Origin of the sequence: Mesobacillus maritimus, from assembly GCF_044803185.1 — a bacterium.
Classification (GTDB): Bacteria; Bacillota; Bacilli; order Bacillales; family Cytobacillaceae; genus Mesobacillus_B; species Mesobacillus_B maritimus_B.
Genome location: NZ_CP085225.1, coordinates 5357958 through 5377970 on the forward strand (window position 1 = coordinate 5357958; position 20013 = coordinate 5377970).

General features: G+C 39.0%; 16 protein-coding genes and 1 other annotated feature. Of the genes, 6 read left to right on the forward strand and 10 right to left on the reverse strand.

Features of this window, described 5'->3' with window-relative positions:
- Nucleotides 1-32 precede the first annotated feature (32 nt).
- A complete protein-coding gene (locus LG336_RS25780; protein WP_404330329.1) occupies nt 33-479 on the reverse strand; it encodes a transposase in 447 nt (148 codons plus the stop codon).
- Between the two features lie 841 nt (nt 480-1320).
- Here LG336_RS25780 and LG336_RS25785 point away from each other — a divergent pair.
- The 3 genes from LG336_RS25785 to LG336_RS25795 all read left to right on the forward strand — a co-directional run bounded on the left by LG336_RS25785 (nt 1321) and on the right by LG336_RS25795 (nt 4368).
- Complete coding sequence (locus LG336_RS25785; RefSeq protein ID WP_404330330.1) at nt 1321-1563, forward strand: hypothetical protein; 243 nt, start codon at nt 1321-1323, stop codon at nt 1561-1563.
- 122 nt (nt 1564-1685) lie between these two features.
- Entirely contained in the window at nt 1686-2468 is a 783-nt protein-coding gene (locus tag LG336_RS25790; protein ID WP_404330331.1) for an NUDIX domain-containing protein, read from the forward strand.
- 298 nt (nt 2469-2766) lie between these two features.
- Nucleotides 2767-2881, forward strand: a sequence feature (23S ribosomal RNA rRNA prediction is too short).
- Nucleotides 2882-3099: 218 nt separating this feature from the next.
- Nucleotides 3100-4368: an IS4 family transposase gene (locus tag LG336_RS25795; RefSeq protein WP_404330332.1), complete on the forward strand. Its 1269-nt coding sequence runs from the start codon at nt 3100-3102 to the stop codon at nt 4366-4368.
- 229 nt (nt 4369-4597) lie between these two features.
- Here the strand turns inward: LG336_RS25795 and LG336_RS25800 are convergent, their stop codons facing one another.
- From LG336_RS25800 to LG336_RS25820, 5 genes are all read right to left on the reverse strand, one after another.
- Nucleotides 4598-5467, reverse strand: coding sequence for a S8 family peptidase (locus tag LG336_RS25800; RefSeq protein ID WP_404330333.1), 870 nt, complete (start codon nt 5465-5467; stop codon nt 4598-4600).
- A 268-nt stretch (nt 5468-5735) separates the two neighbouring features.
- Nucleotides 5736-6374, reverse strand: coding sequence for a hypothetical protein (locus LG336_RS25805; protein WP_404330334.1), 639 nt, complete (start codon nt 6372-6374; stop codon nt 5736-5738).
- Nucleotides 6375-7239: 865 nt separating this feature from the next.
- On the reverse strand, nt 7240-8163 hold the full coding sequence (locus tag LG336_RS25810) for an ArsA family ATPase (RefSeq protein WP_404333287.1): 924 nt from the start codon (nt 8161-8163) through the stop codon (nt 7240-7242).
- A gap of 36 nt (nt 8164-8199) precedes the next feature.
- Nucleotides 8200-8463, reverse strand: coding sequence for a cory-CC-star protein (locus LG336_RS25815; protein ID WP_404330335.1), 264 nt, complete (start codon nt 8461-8463; stop codon nt 8200-8202).
- A 65-nt stretch (nt 8464-8528) separates the two neighbouring features.
- The gene (locus LG336_RS25820; protein WP_404330336.1) at nt 8529-10259 is read right to left on the reverse strand and encodes a carbon starvation protein A; all 1731 of its coding nucleotides are present in this window, start codon (nt 10257-10259) and stop codon (nt 8529-8531) included.
- Nucleotides 10260-11183: 924 nt separating this feature from the next.
- Here LG336_RS25820 and LG336_RS25825 point away from each other — a divergent pair.
- Nucleotides 11184-11915 (forward strand): hypothetical protein, encoded by a 732-nt coding sequence (locus LG336_RS25825; protein WP_404330337.1) that lies wholly within the window; start codon nt 11184-11186, stop codon nt 11913-11915.
- 544 nt (nt 11916-12459) lie between these two features.
- On the opposite strand, the gene LG336_RS25830 is transcribed toward LG336_RS25825, so the two are convergent.
- The 4 genes from LG336_RS25830 to LG336_RS25845 form a co-directional block, all read right to left on the reverse strand.
- Nucleotides 12460-12669: a hypothetical protein gene (locus LG336_RS25830; RefSeq protein WP_404330338.1), complete on the reverse strand. Its 210-nt coding sequence runs from the start codon at nt 12667-12669 to the stop codon at nt 12460-12462.
- Nucleotides 12670-13263: 594 nt separating this feature from the next.
- A complete protein-coding gene (locus LG336_RS25835) occupies nt 13264-13743 on the reverse strand; it encodes a hypothetical protein (protein WP_404330339.1) in 480 nt (159 codons plus the stop codon).
- Between the two features lie 1048 nt (nt 13744-14791).
- A complete protein-coding gene (locus LG336_RS25840; RefSeq protein WP_404330340.1) occupies nt 14792-15631 on the reverse strand; it encodes a protein kinase in 840 nt (279 codons plus the stop codon).
- Between the two features lie 591 nt (nt 15632-16222).
- Entirely contained in the window at nt 16223-17731 is a 1509-nt protein-coding gene (locus LG336_RS25845; protein WP_404333288.1) for an amidase family protein, read from the reverse strand.
- Between the two features lie 440 nt (nt 17732-18171).
- On the opposite strand from LG336_RS25845, the gene LG336_RS25850 reads away from it, so the two are divergent.
- Complete coding sequence (locus tag LG336_RS25850) at nt 18172-18942, forward strand: hypothetical protein (protein ID WP_404330341.1); 771 nt, start codon at nt 18172-18174, stop codon at nt 18940-18942.
- 764 nt (nt 18943-19706) lie between these two features.
- A complete protein-coding gene (locus LG336_RS25855) occupies nt 19707-19937 on the forward strand; it encodes a helix-turn-helix domain-containing protein (RefSeq protein WP_404330342.1) in 231 nt (76 codons plus the stop codon).
- Nucleotides 19938-20013: the final 76 nt, after the last annotated feature.

The following is a 20013-nucleotide window of genomic DNA, read 5'->3' on the forward strand; positions in this document are numbered from 1 at the left end:
TCGGGTGGTACAGGAAACTGAATCCTTACTCCTCAACGGGACATGGTGCCTGTCCCTCTGTCCCTCTTTCCCGTTTCAACACATTCGCTTTTGAACCGGTCCTGGAAAAGATGTCCGGTCGTACAATACTTCCAATTGTAAAAACTTACATAGCTTACCCCAATCCGCTTCATGGTCGTAGCCAGTTCTTCTTCCCCTTCCTTTAAAAGCAAATGGACGTGGTTGTCCATCAGGCACCAGGCATATAGGTTGAATTTAGCGATTCCTTTATATTTTTTCAAACAATTAAGGAACTTCATACGGTCTTCATCATCATGGAAAATCTCCTGGCGGTTTGCTCCCCTTAGCATCACATGATAAACCCCGCTTGTGCTCTTCTGTCTAGCTTCCCGAGGCATCACTGCCACCTCACTTCCTATCCTACGCATCGCTAACGCTTCCTCAATGGCAACATCTGTAATCGATTGCTCGTCCATCATGTCGGAAATCGTCCTAGCCATTCGAATGATTTGATTTGCACCCTGTCGCTAAGTCCATACTTCATGGACACATTCTATATCCAATTCTGCTGGAAACCTGTTATCGGCCTGCTTCCCATCAAATGCTCAAACGATAAACTGCTATTGCAAATTTCCTTCCCCTATCTTTCGTATTTCCTTTCCCTAGCAGCTAAGACTCTTCTTCTAACGCCTTCGGATGATTCATTTTGTCTAAAACCATGCCCCTAAGATTGACGACTTTTAAGGGCAGGAGGATATCAATTCTGTCTAAAGTTGGACCTGAAACCCTGCTCTTGTAAGCCTTGAAACTTTTGCAGAAATACACAAACCTCCAAACAGATTAAAATAGAAAAAATGTTTAGATAGAAATAAAGAAATAGAAGCAAAAAAGAAATAGTAAACATGGTGGATTTTATGAAGAAATTCAGAAAAGGGAAAGAGTTGAGAAGACTAGCTCATTGATGTGGAAAATCACAGAAGAAATCAACACTGAAAAGAAGAATACACGAAAGAAACTAAAGGAGAATGCTAGAGGAAAACAATCATAAAATCCATCATAAACCAATCAATAAAAATAAGCACTCATAATAATTAAGTCGACAAGATAAATATAAAAAGAGCGCCACCAATGCCACATCCATTAACTCGTTATCCACATCAGGATTATTCATATTAAAAGGAATAAGTTAAAAAGATACATAGAGCCATCCCCCATACACCTACACGTCCCTCTCCCTTGATTTAGACCCCAGAATGGGACCTGAGAGCCGTACCCACTTTATCCAATATTTGGTATTATATAATTAGGAGGTGTTTAAGTATGAAGTTAAAGAGTTTTGTAGTTACTTTTGGATCTTTCGTATTGACCACTGCCCTACTTTACTTGATTGGTCATGTGTTCACTATTCCTCTGTTAATGTTTCATTATGAATACACAGATAACGCAAACGGCTTTTTTCTAACAACTGGTTCATTGGTTCCGATAATAATCGGCTTGGTGATAAGTTTTATATCAGAAAGAATTTACCTATACAAACACAAACACCGAACAAGACTTAGTTAATTATCCCCAGTCTTTGCACCCTTAATTTCCCAACTGTGATGAATAAAATTCGATGGTGACGCCTTCCCTAGATTTAGACCCAGAATGGGACATGAGAACCGTCCCCAGAAGAGAGGGTTGTTATGTATTACAAAAGAGAAAGTTTCAAAGTTCTCCCTGAAAGGGTAGAGGAGTTTCAACAATTATTCGAGCAATACCTCCTGCCGGTTCAGGTTAAAAATGGGGCCAAACTAGTTGGCAAGTGGCTAACGGAGTCAAATGAGGTAATGGTGATATGGGAATATCCAAACCAGGAGGAATATCAAAAAATACAGCAGCGAGTCAATAAGGATGAAATGATGAAGAAAATGCAGGAGCAAGTGCATCGCTTAGGAAAACCATATTTACAATCTTCCGAGGAAGTTTTGACCGCCCTAGGAGATTCCGAAAGCACAAAACAAAACGTGACAGTTAGTGGTTTTATTACAAATGAATTAGGAGAGGTCCTTTTAGTTCAAACCTATTGGAGAAATGATACATGGGAGCTTCCTGGAGGGGGAGTAGATGATGGTGAGACACTTGATCAAGCATTATGCCGCGAAATAAAAGAAGAAACTGGGATTATCGTGAAGCTATCCGGCATAACAGGTGTTTATTCAAACGGTAAGACCATCGCCATTGTTTTCCGCGGGAAAATGATTGGAGGAAAACTTACTACTTCCGAAGAGACTCAAGATGTTAGGTTCTTCCCCCTCAATCCAAGTAATGTTTCTAACTACGTTAAAAGAGGAAAATTCATTCCTAGGGTATTGGATGGGTTGAAAGGAAAATCCATTCCGTACGAAGCCTTTCAAGTTCGACCTTACAAGCTAGTGAAAAGATATGATGAGGAAGATGAAAGGAAGAGAGATGAACTAGGTAATTAACTTTATAATGAAAGAAATAGGTTCCTTCCGGTTCCTTCTCCAAAGGGGTCCCCCTTACCACGAATGAACTCGGTCAATTATTTTAATCAGGGACGAGGCCAGTCCCTATGTCCCTCTGGCCATCCCCCCACACATCCCTCTCCCTTGATTTAGACCCAGGATGGGACATGAGAACCGTCCCCTTGTTCTTACTGGGACAATGAACCTGTCCCAAAACACCCTCTGCTTGTAGACTAACTAAACTCAATTCAACTAATCAATCGTAAGATTAAAACCGTATTGATACCATAGGCTTTTCGGGGCTATGCCATGTTTCCATGTTTCCAGTTGTCTTGCCAAAGGCATCGCTGGGTAGCTATGTGCGGACGGGATAAGTGCTGAAAGCATCTAAGCATGAAGCCCCCCTCAAGATTTCACCTATCTGGGTTAAATGGGACGATGTATCACACAAGTGTATTGATTTCTACATACGAATATAGGGACGATCCATTCCGGACCGCCCCTGTTCTTCTATAAATCTACTGGGACACGGTGCCTGTCCCACTAGCTTTGCACAGGTTCCAAAAAAAGTAAATCTCAAAAAAGATGTATGTAGACAAACGCAAAAAAAGCTCCTATTGTAGAAATGTTGATGTTTGTTCCCAAAAACAAACTTTCTACAAAAGGAGCCTTAAACAGTAAGATTATGATAACCGTAAATACTGTAATACGTCAATGTTTGTCATTATTACCTACAGAATACTTAACCTGTCCTATATTAAACTATGATACGAAAAAGCTTTCAATAGATGGACTTATTAAAATTTTTGTAGCTGCCCAGTTGGGCAAATGGGAGTCTTATCCCGAATTTGATATTAAAATGCGCGCACACAAAGATCTAATGGAATATATCGGGGTAGAGAGTATTAGTTCCTCACAATTAAGCAGAAGAATTAATGATTTAGATACCGAAATACTACAAACCCTCTTCTTTAAAGTTGTAAAAGAACTTGAATCTTATACCAAAGGCTTCGTTGGTTTACCTCGGGATGTTGGCAAACTTCGCATCGTAGATGCGACACATATAAAACTTCCAGCTGTTTTATCAGAATGGGCCTATGTAACTAAAGGCTGGACAGTCGTAAAAATGCATACACGTTTGATAGTTGCATCACCAGACGTACACTACCCTGATAAGATTGTTCCTTCTAATGGTAAGGTACAAGACCATGAAGGTGGAGATCTGTTAATAGAAGAGTCTGATGCAACATATGTAATGGACCGAGGATATATGGACCTTTTTCGCATGAACGAGTGGATAAAGAAAGCGATAAAATTTGTGGTTAGATTAAGGGGAAAACTCGTTGAAAGAATCTTAGAAGAATACGAAGTACCCGAAGGGTCTAATATCCAAAGAGATGTTAAGGTGATATTAGGAGAATCGGGTAAGATGAACCCAATCAGAGTTGTGGAATTTCTTGATGAAGAGGGGAAAGTTTACAGGCTAGCTACTACTAGATGGGATTTAGATGCAACAGAGATTGCGGAAATTTATAAAAACCGCTGGATTATTGAACTGTTCTTTAAGTGGATTAAGCAATCACTTCGATATATCAAGGTCTGGAGTACAAAGCCGCAAGGAATATGGAATCAGATGTTTATAGCGATGATTGCCTACATTTTAACACTTATTGTAAAGCTAAAAACCAAATCACAGAAAAGCCTAAAATTTATCCTAACAAACATTAGAACTTACTTTGATAAAACATGGGAAGTATTTATAACGGCAATAGAATTTAAACCTAAAAAAACATCAAAAGGCCGACAAAAGATTCCAGATAAACCGAAGAAAGAAATATTCTATGGTAGTGTTGCGCTAATCGGTGAAAAAAAGAAACGCATTAAAAGGAAGATCAAGTAAAAAACGAATACCAAAAATTGGGAACAAAAGACAATCTTATTAATGATTGTCTTTTTAGCTCCCAAGACAAAAACCTAATTGTAAAAATATTACTTATTTTCAAATGAAATACAACTATACAAAGCTAGTGTGCCTGTCCCCTTGTCCCTCTCGGGTGGTGACAGGCACTTTCCCCACTATCTTCCAACTTCTGTGGATACCTGGTTGGTTGCCTGGCACCCCATATTTATTACTTTAGAAAAAGTTGTTCATAGTTAACATCTTTATTAACTTGTGATTGTAAGGATTTTAAGTCTTGAATGATTTTATCATTAGTATAACTAATATCGTTTTTTTCATAATAATCCCTTAGTAAAGCAATATAACCACTTGCCAATGCAGTAGCAATAGATGTTCCGTTCATTCTAATTTTTTCATTATCTAGTGTGAGGCTATTAATTTCGACTCCAGGAAATGCCACTACATCACTTTCAGATACGTTTGATAACTCCCATATGGTGCCTTTTTCATTCTTTGCTGCTACCGATACAACCCCCTGCAATTTTGCTGGAAAAAGTATATCTTTATTACCGTAATCTCCAGTGGAAGCAACAACAGTAATATTGTTTTGTAAAGCTGAGTATATCTTAGACTCTATATCAGAATCAGATGTAAAAGATCCAAAACTCATATTTATTATATCTACTTTTTTTGATATGGCCCAATTTATAGCCTTAGCTATGTGGAGCGGTTCTACTTGTTCTCCCTCTTCAAACGCTTTTATGATTATAATTTTGGTATTGGTTCCAATCCCCCATATACCTTCCTTCCCATTTCCACTAGCAACACTAACCATTTGTGTACCGTGTCCATGATAATCCGTTACATCTTTATTATCTTCAATACTATTATATGTATCAATTATCCTATCTCCATATAAATTCTTCGCTTCGTAAGAGATACCAGTATCAATAAATGCAATAGTTTGCGATTCTCCATCCGAATACTCCCAGATTTCCTCTAAATTTATCTCCTGGAAATAGTATTCTTTATCATTTATCGATGTGTTGCAACCAGAAAGCAGAATAATAACGATTAATAATTTACCTACAATCTTCACAGTGATTTCCTCCACTTGTCCACTTGAAATATTGAATATCTCTACTTAAAATAAAAGGTTAAAGCATTCTAAATGCTTTAACCTTTTACACTTACATAAGTATAAAATTGACTACATTAATAATAAAAATGGTTACCAGAAATCCTAATACAATTTTTTTAGCGGTAAATTTAATTTTGCCATTTTTTATTCCATTCACAACTAATATAATTGTTATTAAATTAAGCAGTAACACAGTTAAAAGGGTAGTTGTTGCCATTGTTCACCTCTATTGTCGTTCTGTCCAGTAAACCGAAGCCCATGTTACATGCATTATAATTCCTCTGTAGTGTCCAGAGTTTGCTTGAGCAATATCCAGGGCTAAGTTTGCAAAATACCAAGAAGTTAATCCACCAAAAAGAGCTGAGGTTCCTGCGCTAAAATATGAGGCAAGTACTCCTACTCCAGCAGCACCAACGGCTACTTTGTTAGCTGAATATACAAAGTCATTAGCTGACTTAGTGCTGAAATACCTTACTCTTCCGTACCATTTATATACTACCTTATCAATTCCACCTTGTACAGAGTAGCTAGTATCGTCAGCCTCGTATATAGTTTTATTGTCTGTAATGATTAATTCTCCATCATTAGCAGATTTATTCAATTCTTTAATTCCATCGGTCATTGCTTTTACATTCTTTTTCCCAAACTCATCATAAACGCTGTCTGGTATGTTCTTTATTTTTAGATTATTATTTTGAGCATATACGTATTCATCCAATGTATCTACTAGTTGTTGCGTTTTTTCCTCCGTCAGTACCTCTTCCGACTTAATTCTGCCATGTTCAGCTGCGTTAGAAGTCACTGGAACAAAATAAGTGAACATCAATACAAAGGCAATTACTAAAAAACTACATCTTTTCAACATTTAAAAACTCCTATTCTACTATTATTTTATACATTTACAAATTATACCAACCTAGCATTACCAAATATAGTAAAACCGTGCGACAAATTTCTACAATTTCCGTATCAGATATAAAAAGTTTAATAGTACTCATAAGTACAATAATATTTAGGTTTTTTCAAAACAAACCTATCATTATGGAAAATTCAAGGGCATTGCACTACCCTATTTCCAAAAACAACAAAAAAGGCCCGGTAAGTGCTTTTCTTGCCGGGCCTTTTATTATTGTCTACTTATGTACAGCCCCATCCTCATCCCTCCCTCTCAAACTATATAAAGAAACATGGGGACGTTTCTTCTGTCCCACATAAATACATATTTTTCATCGCTATACAGCCGTTAAACGGGTGGTGACTAGGCTCCATTCCCTATCCAGGCCAACTAACCTGGATGGTGCCTCAACACCCATTCTCATCAAACATATCTACATAAGGCAAGTTTCCAAGTCCCAACTTCAGCATATTGTCTAATATTGTAGCTTCCTTCATATACTCCGGTATTAGGGTTATAGGTTAAAGTTATATACTTCTCCCTTCCAGATGGTGTTTTCTTCAAACACTAAAGATTTTTTAAGAAAAGAAAAGTGAAGGACAGAAGAGATCCTTCGAGGGACTCCCCTTCTGCCTTCTGTTATCAATCTACAATTCCTACAAAACTCGGGTGATGACAGGCACCATAACCACTCCTCTTTCAACGCTTTCCTCCACTCTACAATACTCTCAATCTTCGACAAAACTCGGGTGGTGACAGGCACCACACTCCTGAGAACCGTCCCCATGTCCCTTTGCCGTGCTTCACTGGGACACGGTGCCTGTCCCCTTGTCCCTCATAAATACTGTGCGTATTGCTCAAGTAGTTGAACGGAGTGGATATCGGTTGGAAATAATGGGATGTAATGTTTTTGTTGGGACGGAAACTTCTGTTCAATCCAAGCTAAGTATTCTTTTTCGTTTTCTTTACGTTTCTGCCAAAACACCCCATCGACTTCGTCAGAAAGAACTTTATTGATAATTAGAGTATCGACAGCTAACTCGTGTTTCTTCAGCATGTCGATTGCCTTTGATGTTTCGATGATTGGAAGCCGTTCGGGATTGAGGACAAAGATAAAGCCTGTCTGCTTTTGGTCTAACAAAATTTTTCGAACGGCGGCAAACCTTGTCTTCCGAGTTTGCAGAACTTGATAAATCGGATCATCAACCGGCTCGCCATCGTTCAACAACTGGGTATAGTTTTCATTGCGTTTCTTCCGTCTTTCAAGCATCCCATCAATCCAAACGCCCATAATTTCTGGAAGTGTTAATAGCCGAAGTGTATGGCCGGTCGGGGCTGTATCAAAAACAATGCAATCATAACGCTCACGTTCATCAAGAATCAGCGAAACAATACGGTCAAACATTGCCGCTTCCTCTGCACCTGGAGAAGAGCTGGCGGCTTCAATTTGCCGGTTCACTTCTTGCTGCATTTGCGCGCTTACGACCCCTTTAATGTTTTCTTTGACCCTTTCAATATAGTTCCTTGACTCGAGCGAAGGATCAATTTCAATTGCATCCAAATTTGGGCGCACTTCAACTGCTTTATTTTTTAAAGGCTGGTGAAAAAGATCGCCAACATTATGAGCAGGGTCGGTTGAAACTAGCAATGTTTTCTTGCTGTTCTGGGCTAACGTTAGGGCAATTGCGGCCGCACTCGTGGACTTCCCGACACCACCTTTTCCACCGACGAATAGTACATTTTTCTGGTCTATCATTATCAGCGCTCCTTTACTATCGCTAAAATTAACCTCTGGTTAGCAACAACGAAATCCGGTTAATGGCGATTTTTCCATCCCCATGCGCAAATGCCACTCATGAAATTTTTCAAGCATATATGGATAAAGTTCTAAGGTGTAGTAGTACGCCGGGTTTGGCAGTCCTAATGTCTCTGACAAACAGAGAAACAAAAACAGGTCATCTTCATCACGCAATTCACGGGCAATTTCGGTTCGATGGTTGACCGAGATAATTTCTTCATAAAGCTGAACCAATTGTTTTAAGCTAAATTTTCCGTTCATAACCCTTCCCCACTTTTATAAAAGGAAAAAGGAAACCTAGTAGCAACTAGGTTCCTCTTTTACCTTTATTTATTGAGATTACTTCGTTTCGATAATTCCATCATCGCTGTCAACGTAATCCAGAGTGCAAACACGAGAATGATTGCACCGAAAACAAACAGCAGCAAGTTCATATCTGTCGCCCCGAGACCGGACCATTCAAAGACAACCTGTTGGATCATCGCCCAAACCGTCATGACGAGTAAAAATACCATCGGCACAAACGTCACTAAATAGTTCCGACCAAGTCGTTTTAGCCAAATTGAAATGAGCATTAAACTGATGGCTGCAAGCAGCTGGTTGGCGGTACCGAACAATGGCCATAACAGATAGCCACCAGAACCAAATCCGTTTGGCCCCTTTGGCAATAACACTAACGCGGCACTTGCGATAACCGCAAAACTAGTCGCAGCGTGTGTTTTCGTTAGTGGTTTGAAGTTATACTCATCTGCCAGCTCCGTGATGATATAGCGCATTAACCGGACCGACGAATCCAAAGTCGTGGCGGCAAAGCTGACGACGATAACGGAAATGATTGTCATTGCGATATCCGCTGGAATGCCGATTCCCGATGCGAGGTTAGCCCCACCGTTAATAAAGTGACCCAAACCACCGCCGTTTGCGGCACTAAAGCTTGAGTAAGCTGCGGAAAAATCACCGGCATTTGCAAACAAGGTGACAACAGCAATGATCGAAATCAGCGCGAGGAATCCTTCCCCGACAGCACCAAGATAGCCGACAAACCGGGCATCGGTTTCTTTATTCAGTTGTTTCGAAGATGTTCCCGATGACACGAGACCATGGAAACCGGAGATTGCCCCACAAGCAATCGTAATAAATAGCAATGGGAACCAAGATTTATCCGTCGCGGCCGAATTGATTGCCGGTGCGGTTACATCTGGGTTTAAAAACAATAAACCCAAATACATAATTCCTAATCCTACAACAAGTTGGTGAGAGTTGATAAAGTCACGCGGCTGAAGCAATTTCCATACTGGCAAGGTCGAAGCGATATAACAATATACCATGAGAATGACAATCCAGACGAAGAAGGCCATGGACACACCATTCAGCCCAAATAATGTAATCGCTTCCGCTCCGCCGAAATAAGAGACCAAGTCAATTTGCAAGGCAGGGACTCGGCTTGTGATGATGGCAGCTAGGTACATGACAGCCAAGGCAATCAGTGATGGAATAAGCATTTTCTTCTGCTTTTTATAGACGGCATACCCTATCCAAACTGCCAATGGGATTTGAATAAAAACTGGAATGACACTGGCTGGGAATTTTACAAATAGATTGGATATCACCCAGGCAAAGACGGCATTCACCATTAAGACAAGAATCAAAATAATAAATAAAAATAATACCTTTGCCCGCTTACCGATAAGCTTATGTGCGAGCGTTCCAACAGACTGACCTTTGTTTCTTACAGATAAGACAAGTGTGCCAAAGTCATGAACCCCGGCGGCAAACACCGTCCCGAGCACGACCCACAATAGCGCTGGCAGCCAGCCCCAATAGACAGCAATCGCTGGCCCGACAATCGGCGCAGCTCCAGCAACCGATGTAAAATGGTGGCCCCATAAGACAATTTTCTTTGTCGGAACAAAATCGATATCATCCCGAAATTCATGTGCAGGCGTCACAAAGTTCGGGTCAAGCCGATAAATCTTCTCTGCGACAAACTTTGAATAATAGCGATACCCTAATATAAAAACAACCGTACCAATTACCGCCAACCAAATGGCAGACATTCCAATCCCCTCCTATTTTTGATGTTTCTGTAGTACAGGTGGTTTTCGTGGAGCTATTAGTATGTATACTAGTCGTTGTGTTAAATTAGAATATTCAGTTAATTAAACTTACTTTTTCCACAAGGTGAATAAGGACGGTTCTGAACCTTCCCCATGTCCTCCCTCATGCCAAGCCTAGAAATCAACAAATTAAAAATGAGAGATTACAAGTGTTAATTACTACTCAGTTGGAAAATCACTGGATGGTGCCTGGCACTCATATTCTCGTCCCACAGAAACACATACCTTTCCACTATAAGATTGTTGTAGAGGAATTATTCCCTTCTATGTAGCCCACAAGGATTGGTTAGTTAACATCATTTCAATCGTTCACTGCTGGTCAAGTAATGTTCTTAATTTAATCTAGCTCCGTCTGTCCCTACCATTCCCTCACTTCCCTCCTCCTATATTTCAACTTCGAATAGGACATGAGAACTGTCCTGTCCCCATGTCCCGCAAGGAATTTTGAGTTTTTGCTGACATTCAATCTATAATACTGTCGAATTTCTACTTGATTGTTACATCAAATAGATCCAAATGCATTTTTACAACAAACCTTAACCAATAAGCTTGGCAGCATTGTACAATTACCGCCCAAAGATGAAAGGCCCGGCAAGCGTTTTCTTGCCGGGCCTTTCACCTTATCTACATTTATATCCAAAACTCTCATTAAAATAAAAAGAATCTATCAAACCTATTTTCAGAATGGGACTCGAGAACCTTCCCCATGTCTCCCACATGTCTTTCAATAACCACGAGACAAGTGAAAAAATCCCCTTGCCCCCTAGGTTTTGTGCTAATACAACCTCTATGCTAAAATTTTCTTAAAAAGAAATTAAAAGGCAACGGGTGGAACTATAAAATAAAATTGATTGGAGCGGGGAAATGAAGAATGTTTGGATAATTGGGTGCATGACCTTACTTTTGGTAGCCTGTGGACAGGATAGAGTACAGGAGGATGTTTCGTCCGAACCCAAGGGTGGAACTAGCGAAACGGAAACAAACGCCCCAAAAATGGACAATAATGAACATGAACCAGGGACCAAATCGGTTGAAGGTACAGATGAGAATGGGGAACAAATCATTGCTTATCATTTCCATGATGTGGAGTCATTACCAAGGACAGAGAGTTTCATTCAGGCAGTAGAAGCGATATTCGGTACTGATCGCTATTACTATGAATACTCTAAAGAGTCGATTTCTGAATTTAATGAGATGGTTGTCTCCGATGATAGAAAAGATTATAGGTTTAATTTTGATACTAAAAATGGAAATGTTATTAGAGATTATGCTAGTGGTTTTATTTTAGATCTAGAGCTTGACCCAACCTACGACCCAAGAATGGAAATGATTGATTTAATTCATTACTTAAAATTAAGTGATTTAATTAGAGAATTTAGCCCAACAGATGAGAACTATAATTACCAAAACGATTTCTACTACACGATTAATTTATATAACGCACGCGAACCTGGTATGAATTATGAAGAGCCAGCTGTCATATGGAAATTAAGTGGTCGAACAATAACAGAAATGGAGTTCTCCAATAAAAAGGATATTCTAGCGTCTATTCACCGCTATGGTAAATATGAAGGAATGTTTCCTCCAGTCGACTAACTTTTGGTGCATACACATTATTAGTTCAGTGTAGATAGGAAGGAACTACTTATGAATAGGGCATAGATGATACAACGAAGATTAATAGATTACTATAGAAAATTGCCGAACTAGACAACATATAACTGAATTTAAAACTTGTATACAGAAAATTAATAGTCCAGCTTGGGCTATTACCATTTTAAGTCAGAAAAACAGTTTCCCCCTCCCTTTTATAATGGATACCTGAGCTTGTTATAAGAACCAGGTTATATTAATTTATAATTCTTCAAATATCGACTAAAATCGGGTGATGACACCAGGGACCATTTCCTAAAACAAATAAGCCACCGGTTAAGGGTGGCTTATCCACGGTACTCACACGCAGGGGAACGTGTCGTTACCTATTCATCAAACTCCTGGAAGGACGTATTAGGTTGAATCAATTACATTGAACACGCGCAAACGAACGTTAATGAACCTTTTGTTTCCCATTTCCCATCACCCTCCTTTCATTATAACTGTAACGGAACGATGCTCTTGGGAGCGGGTCAGCTCCTCAGTCCTAAGACAAGAGGAGCTTTAGCATCTCTACCAAAAACCAAATAAATAATGAAGCCATCATTCCCAGTGCAAGGACCTCCAGCAATTTGTAGAAGTAGCCTTCCTGGACGCTAACATTTACTACAAAGATTCCTTGCTTATAAAGTGCAAAAGCAAGGAGTGCCAAAATAACAACCAACAACAACAAAGCCTGAGTGAATAGAATAAACATTACACATTTCCCCTTTGGATGAGTTTTTTGTCCCTTCCGAACCCACCAGCGGGGCGGGCCAGTCGGGCCCGTTAAGCAAATTTTACCATTATTGTAAAATCTCAATCAAGTAGTCTGCTTGCATTTGAGTCTTTAATAAGATGATAGGGTAACAAAAAAGCAAAGCCATGAATGCTGCGCCATTTATGGTTGAGAAATTAGGCACATGTTGTTCCCTTGTATTACAAAGTTAAATGCTCACATCTAGGGAGGAATCAAAATGAATTTGGGATTTTATACGGGGCTTTTTTCCTTGTGCCCAGGCCTATTGCCGCTGTGCTGTTCCCAATACACATAATAAAAAGCACCAAAGTAATTGAGTGCTTTCATCTCTGTTATTCAACCTTTCAAGTTGCTTCAATATCAACCAATTTTGCTTTACAACAGGTGGTGACACAGGACACAGGGACGGTTCTTCCGTCCCACAAAAATAAAGGAGCACATACATTTCCATAGTTTTACAGCTGGTTATGGAAATTTCCTGATTAGGTTCGGGTCCCAATGTCCCCAAGAATGGGACATGAGAATGAACTGCACCCCATGTCTCCCTAAAGATTAGTTAGTTAATTTGACTAGTTCCTTTGAAATTAACTTTAAATACAAAGGATAGAAAAATTTAAAAATTATAAAATAAACAGGTATTCCATACCATGTTTTCCAAGCGTTATTTTTCATATATCCAAACTGGACTAAACCTAATTCTAAGACAAAACACAAAAATGTAAAAACAAAAACATAACTCCATTTCTTTTGAGGTTTATAAAAATTAACATAGATTGTAGCAATGCTCGCAGGGACAAAGCCAATTAATAAAGCATCACTTAACTCAATGGATATTTTTTTTGCTAGATCAAATAAGTCAAATATGGACATTGAAATAGTATCAAAAGTCCAAGTCAATCCCGCGGAAAAAACAAAAGTAATAAATATGCCTACCCCTGTTAAATTTTTTTTAGGCATGATTAATACAAATAATATCGATACTATCACTAAGGTCCAGACATACCATTCACCTTTATACTCCATAAATTCCATTAAATCACCTTATTATTATTTATTTTCAAAAGAAATCTACCTAATAGGATCATCCCTCTTAGCTTATCTTGATTAAATTAGTTATAAAATATACCAATCCTCCTTAAACTAGTACCTATACACCCAAAACTTTTCATTTACTAAGCAGTAAGGCTTTCAGTTTATTTCTTTATGTTCATTCAGTCATGAGCATTCCTTTAATAATAGTAGGTATACTTGATGTAATCCCCTATTTTGAATCAAACTACCATAGAAAACTAGATTCCCACCTCTTTGATTACTTGTTTGATTCTCAAGGTTTCGTAAACTGTTTTCAGTTTCATCTCTCCTTCCTTTGTTTGGGAAGGTCTTAACAACTCGCGCAATAGGGAGAAGGGTTCGCTTACGAAGAAGTGAAAAATATAAAAAGTCCAATTTCTCAACATTAAATTTAAGAAATTGGACTTTTATCATTACTTTGGAATAGTGCCCGAATTGCTGAATAGTGGTAAAGCCGGAGACTCTCATCCCAGCATGACGACTTTGTTATTAAAGGTACTCCCCTTTGGAGGATTATGTATAGTTAAAATACGAATCATGTAATGTTAAACAGCCAACAGTCATAGAATTCATATACCCTATAGGTCTTGAATAGTTATTAGTTATTATAACAAGTTTCCGATATAAATCAATTTTGTGTAGTTCAGTTCGATATCGTAGGAGACAGGTGTTTTAAGCAAGGAGATCTGGGACCCGACGTCAAAGCGAAGGCTTATACGTTATCTTCATGCTTATTTTTAAGATTTTTCTATCAACTATGTTAGACTTAAAAAAACTTACAACCACTCAAAAAAGAAAAGAGGTAAAATATGTTTAAAAAAATCTTGAAACAAATTAAGCAACTTTCCCAAGGCAGCAGCGAACGTAGACATAACCATTATCGCCGAGGAAGTAGCAGTGACCGAAGAAAAAGTCATTATCACCGAGGGAGTAGTAGCAGCAATCGAGGGTATAAACGATCTCCGATGAGTGGAAGTAGCTACTACAAACGAAAGGGCCGGAGCAGTAGCTAATCTTCCATTCTCCGGTTCATGTATGTTTCTTTCGCTTTAAGCGCGGCATGAAGATCGGTTGAAATTTCACTAGTAGTTGAATAAGGTTCGTTAATTCCTAGGAGTCTTTTCAACAAATGAACCGTTTCCTTTTCTAAAGAAAGTTCTTCTGTCCAAGGAAGGGCTTTTTTGTTTTTGGGAGAGTACGTTGTATAAAGCAAATATAAAAGGATTTCTCCTAAATCATAGTAGTCCTGTTGTTTCATCACTAGGATATCCTTTTGATTGTTCGGTGAAGAATGAAATGAAGAGTGAGAGGAGTCAACTGTTCCTCGATGCTTGGACAAACCAAAGTCAATCAAGAAAAGCTCCTCGTTTTTTAGTAACATGTTTGGAATACGTAAATCTTGATGGTAAATGCCTTTTTTATGTAGGTCCTCTACTAAATCAAGCAGGAGAGTCAAAACTAGTAGAGACTCTTTCTCGTTAAACGTTGTTTTCCTAAAAAAAATCTGATCTTCTAGATTATCCCCTTCAATAAAACTCATGACATAAAAAAAATGTCCGTTACGTGAAAAAGCCTCATATAACATCGGCAGATTTTTATGGTTAAGCATACGCATTACTAAGATTTCATTTTCAAATAGCATAAGCTCCTTTTTATTACGGCGCTTACTTGGCCGAAGCTGCTTGATGACTCTTTTCTCCTTTGTTTTCAACTCTATGCAAAGATAAACAAGGCCATAGCTTCCAGTTCCTATCACACTCAAAACCTCGTAGCGATCATTCAAAACCGTCCCTACCTTAATCGGTCTATCTACAAAAAACTGATACATTTTTCGTATGGTACGTAACATTGAAACGTTCATCATCTCCTCTGGATTACAGGATGCTTTGATTAAATTTAATAAGCACTATACAGGATAACCCTCAAATAAATGATTTGTCTAACGGAAAATAATCCAACCTTTTGGTTTCTACTTAACAAGATATCATAATAAGTCTAAGAGTTCCTAACACAACGAGGGAGACTGTGACACGGTGCCTGTCCCCTTGTCCTGCCCGAGCGAATGAGAGAACGGGCTTGAAGGACACGGGTGTAGCCGTGTCCCTTTCCATTTCACAAAACTAATGGGACACAGGGATATATACTGTCCCTCTCGCACGAAATAACTTTTTGTTCCAATCTTTTAACCCACTAATCAAACGTTTGAACTATTTCCTCTTAATACAATAGGTTCCAAACCGTCTCACCGCTAAGGAATATCAAAACCAATCTCGATGCTATATCACCGTTTGCTTTTCCGAAATAATAGAATCATCATACGCAACGGCTTCTAAAACGTAAGACAATGTACCTGTCCCCCTGTCCTTCCCCGGGTGTTGACAGGCACCGTTCCATAGAAAAAACGAGCCCTTAGAGCTCGTTTTTTCATGAAATTCTTTTATTACTTGAAAACAGGAGCCACCCGTTTTTGAGAATGTTGCTCATATGAATAGGCTAATTCGATTAAGCGAGGTTCGCTATAAGCCATACCGGAGAAGGTAACGCCGACAGGCATTCCAATGTTGCTATAGCCAGCCGGAACGGTTATTGATGGATATCCAGCTTTGGCAGGGATTCCCGCACCACGGTTGTTCGCAAAAAGTAATGCATCAAGGTTGTTTTCCTTCATCACCTTATTAATACCTAATTCTCTTGAATACTTAAGATCGTCTGCACGTTGCTTCAAATATTCTGGATCATTGAGGCTTTCGCTGAAATTCTGTGAGTTTTCTAAGTAGGTTTGTCCGTACTTCATTCGAACTTCTGGGTCCTGTTTGTTAAATTCGATAATGTCTGCCAGAGACTTCACTGGAACTTCATCAGAAACTGTTTTTAAATAGTCATTCAAATTGTGTTTAAACTCGTAAAATAGCACATTTGATGTATATTGATACCTTGGTATCGTTACCTCTTCGATAATTGCTCCTTGCTCCTTCATCACTTCAATCGCTTCTTCTACGATTCTTCTTTGTTCTTGTGCTGCGTCAGAACTACCTGTCAGGAAACTGTAATCAATCCCAATTCTAGCACCTTTTAAGCCATCCTTTTTAAGATGTTTTGTGTAATCGGTCAATGCTTTTCCTGCACTCTCGCTAGTAACAGAATCTTTTGGGTCAACGCCTGTTAACACACCCAAAGTAATCGCTGCATCTGAAACAGTTCTTGTCATAGGACCAGCTGTATCCTGACTCATGGCAAGAGGGATAATCCCAGAACGACTAACTAAGCCAACTGTCGGTTTAATCCCAACCAAAGAATTGGCACTTGAAGGGCTAAGAATCGAACCTGAAGTTTCGGTTCCAATCCCAACGACAGCAAAGTTAGAAGCAATACCTGCTCCTGACCCAGAACTTGACCCACCGACGCTACCCGCAGCGAAGGTATCAGGACCATATGGATGTAGCACCTGTCCACCTAGACCGCTATACCCACTAGGAGCCCCACGAGTCATAAAGTATGCCCACTCACTCATATTGGCTTTTCCTAAAATAATCGCACCAGCGTCACGTAGCTTTTTCGCTACCCATGAATCTTCTTCGGAATAATTGTTTTCTAGAGCAATCGCTCCAGCTGTCGTGGGCATGTCATCTTTGGATTCAATATTGTCTTTTAAAATAACCGGAATCCCATGGAGGGGACCTTGATTTCCTTTCCCACGAATTTTGTCCATTTCAGCAGCAATCGTTAGCGCATCTGGATTGATCGTTAAAATCGAGTTGATTCTCGGTCCATTTTGGTCATAAGCTTCAATGCGATCTAGATACATCTGAATTAACTCTACGGAAGTAATTTTGTTTGTTTGTAAGGCCTTCTGAATCTCCCCAATGGTTGTTTCCTCAAGATCAAAAGTACCAATCTCCGTTGCTAATGCAGCATTAGAATTTTTTGAAACAGCCTCAGATGCTTTCATGTTTTTGGACAATGCGTTTGCAGCGTTTCCATTTGCAAAAGCCATTGTTGGTAAAAGCATGATGACTAAAACTAGAAGTGAATTTATCACTATCTTCTTAATCATTCTTCTCTCATTTTCATTCCTCAAGCCCCATCCATCTCCTCTACTAATTAATCGAACAATTTAATATTAATAGTTAGAGAGAAAGGTTGTCTTAGGTTATGTAAGGACATATAACATGAAATTTTTTCTTCCCGTTATCATTTTCTTCCACAATCTCGGCTGCTAATACGTTCCACTCTTTATATAAAATCCTCCAAAAAGTACAGGTGATTTGTGACAAATTTAAAAATAGCGTAATCTTAACCTTTCACAAAACTGTAACATCCTCTCCCCTCTCCCCCTGTCCATATTCGCACTTCCTTTCTATTTAGATAGTAAAAGGGTGGTGCATTTGTATGAATTTAAAAATAGGGAGCATTGATCAGTTTGTGGGGTATTCGCAGTTTGGTAGTTTGAAGGAGTTTAACACTCATTTTGAGTTGTGGATGTCGAAGGTAAAGAATGAGTTTTCAAAGGGGGAGCTTGTGGCGTTGAAGCGTTTGGTTCGTTTTTCTGCGAAACTTCCTGGCGTAAGCAATGCTAAGATTGGCACGATGCTTAAAGCGATTCATGAGGAATACAACGGCAATGGCATTTCTCGTTCTACCTTCAAAAGAATGATTATCAAGTCCACAGCTCTGGGCATTTTAACAGTTCATGAAACGGAACGAAAGAATGGATCACAGTCTAGCAATCTCTATGTGTTCAATCGCTTTCCTCAAAGTGAACCACCTAAAGCCAAACAAATGAACCACCAATATAAAGCTAGTATTCCTTCTAAAACAACCAATAAAGATATAAAAGAACGTAAAGAAACCAGTCTGGATGATACCTTCACTAGCAATCGAGTTCCAAAACCTTTTATTGATTTAGTGAAATACTTTTTTCCTAATGCCAAGACCATTGAGGAGTATTGGAAAATGACCATCATCGCCACCAGTCGATCAAGATTTACCCTTGATTCCGGTACGACCCTTGAAATAGCCATTCACTCTTTTAAACAGCTGATTTCTAAAATAAAATCGTCAACCTCAGTAAAAAACCACTTTGCCTATTACTATGGCATTCTTAATAAAAAGCTAGGGAGACATATTCATGAGCTGTTTGGCAATTGGTTACACTCATAAGCTATTGGATAGGTCAAAGTCTCAATGGAACTCACAGACACAGTCTTTTGCCTTTTTCAACAAAATGAAAAGAAGTTAAGGGACTCTCTCTACTCCGATAAGTCGTGAACTAGTAGCCTATTTGAATCATTTTGTAACCAAGTAGGGAGGATTTTTTGCCGTGAGCGATAAGAAAAGAAGTATTTAAACACGATACGTTCACGTGCCGTGCTACGATACGGGGGCAAAAAGAAAAAGAAAAAGAAAATAAAAAAGAAAAACAACAACAACAACTAGCCTTTTACACCAATCATGCCAAAAATCTATCTAGAGTGGGGTTACACTTGGCATTTTGGCGGTAGCATAAAGCGTTTTTAAACGACAACACAAGAAGTCCTATTATGCTATTTATCTGCTGTCCCCCTGTGCGGACTCAGGGTTATAGCAATCAACAGCTCTATATCTCCCGATAAGATCCAAGTAGGTCACCAGGAGGAGGACAAACCGTCCCCGTCTATGTCAAAAATTTTACAGAGCCACTCATTCTTTAGGTTTTTATTATGCAGCGCTATTAAATACTTCGATACTTTTTATCTAGGGAACCCGTTCATTCCATACTGAATTCACTAGATATGAATATATTTAACTCGAGCATTAGATTATCCATACCTCATTTCACCTTTTTATCATATTGAACTTAAAACGGTACGCATAGGCGTACCACCTTGAGAGAGTCGATATGATAATTTTTGAATATAAGTCTATTTGAATGGGTGTTGAGGACATTGGAAAAGGATGTACAAATCCTTATATATGAGTTAATGGAATCTCGTGGTATCCGTTCTATTAGAGAATTGGGTAGATTAACGGACATACGGCATGCTGCCCTTGTGGAGTTGGCTAATCAAAAAAGGCAAAATATTAACCTTACTCATCTAGGAAAAATTGCTGGAGCCCTTGATATTACCGATGCAAATGAAGTGATAAGGTTTGTAGATCCTGAAGAAAAGGAATAATTCGCGTCCATTCATCTACCAGCAGGGTTAGAAACCCTCCACTTTTGTTTGCATCTACCAGCACATATATCATCAA

What these genes read in the sequence shown, in the direction of transcription:
- LG336_RS25780 (WP_404330329.1), bottom strand. Translation starts at nt 479, where the DNA reads ATGATGGACGAGCAATCGATTACAGATGTTGCCATTGAGGAAGCGTTA.
- LG336_RS25785 (WP_404330330.1), top strand. Translation starts at nt 1,321, where the DNA reads ATGAAGTTAAAGAGTTTTGTAGTTACTTTTGGATCTTTCGTATTGACC.
- LG336_RS25790 (WP_404330331.1), top strand. Translation starts at nt 1,686, where the DNA reads ATGTATTACAAAAGAGAAAGTTTCAAAGTTCTCCCTGAAAGGGTAGAG.
- LG336_RS25795 (WP_404330332.1), top strand. Translation starts at nt 3,100, where the DNA reads ATGTTTGTTCCCAAAAACAAACTTTCTACAAAAGGAGCCTTAAACAGT.
- LG336_RS25805 (WP_404330334.1), bottom strand. Translation starts at nt 6,374, where the DNA reads ATGTTGAAAAGATGTAGTTTTTTAGTAATTGCCTTTGTATTGATGTTC.
- LG336_RS25815 (WP_404330335.1), bottom strand. Translation starts at nt 8,463, where the DNA reads ATGAACGGAAAATTTAGCTTAAAACAATTGGTTCAGCTTTATGAAGAA.
- LG336_RS25820 (WP_404330336.1), bottom strand. Translation starts at nt 10,259, where the DNA reads ATGTCTGCCATTTGGTTGGCGGTAATTGGTACGGTTGTTTTTATATTA.
- LG336_RS25825 (WP_404330337.1), top strand. Translation starts at nt 11,184, where the DNA reads ATGAAGAATGTTTGGATAATTGGGTGCATGACCTTACTTTTGGTAGCC.
- LG336_RS25830 (WP_404330338.1), bottom strand. Translation starts at nt 12,669, where the DNA reads ATGTTTATTCTATTCACTCAGGCTTTGTTGTTGTTGGTTGTTATTTTG.
- LG336_RS25835 (WP_404330339.1), bottom strand. Translation starts at nt 13,743, where the DNA reads ATGGAATTTATGGAGTATAAAGGTGAATGGTATGTCTGGACCTTAGTG.
- LG336_RS25840 (WP_404330340.1), bottom strand. Translation starts at nt 15,631, where the DNA reads ATGTTACGTACCATACGAAAAATGTATCAGTTTTTTGTAGATAGACCG.
- LG336_RS25845 (WP_404333288.1), bottom strand. Translation starts at nt 17,731, where the DNA reads ATGAAAGCATCTGAGGCTGTTTCAAAAAATTCTAATGCTGCATTAGCA.
- LG336_RS25850 (WP_404330341.1), top strand. Translation starts at nt 18,172, where the DNA reads ATGAATTTAAAAATAGGGAGCATTGATCAGTTTGTGGGGTATTCGCAG.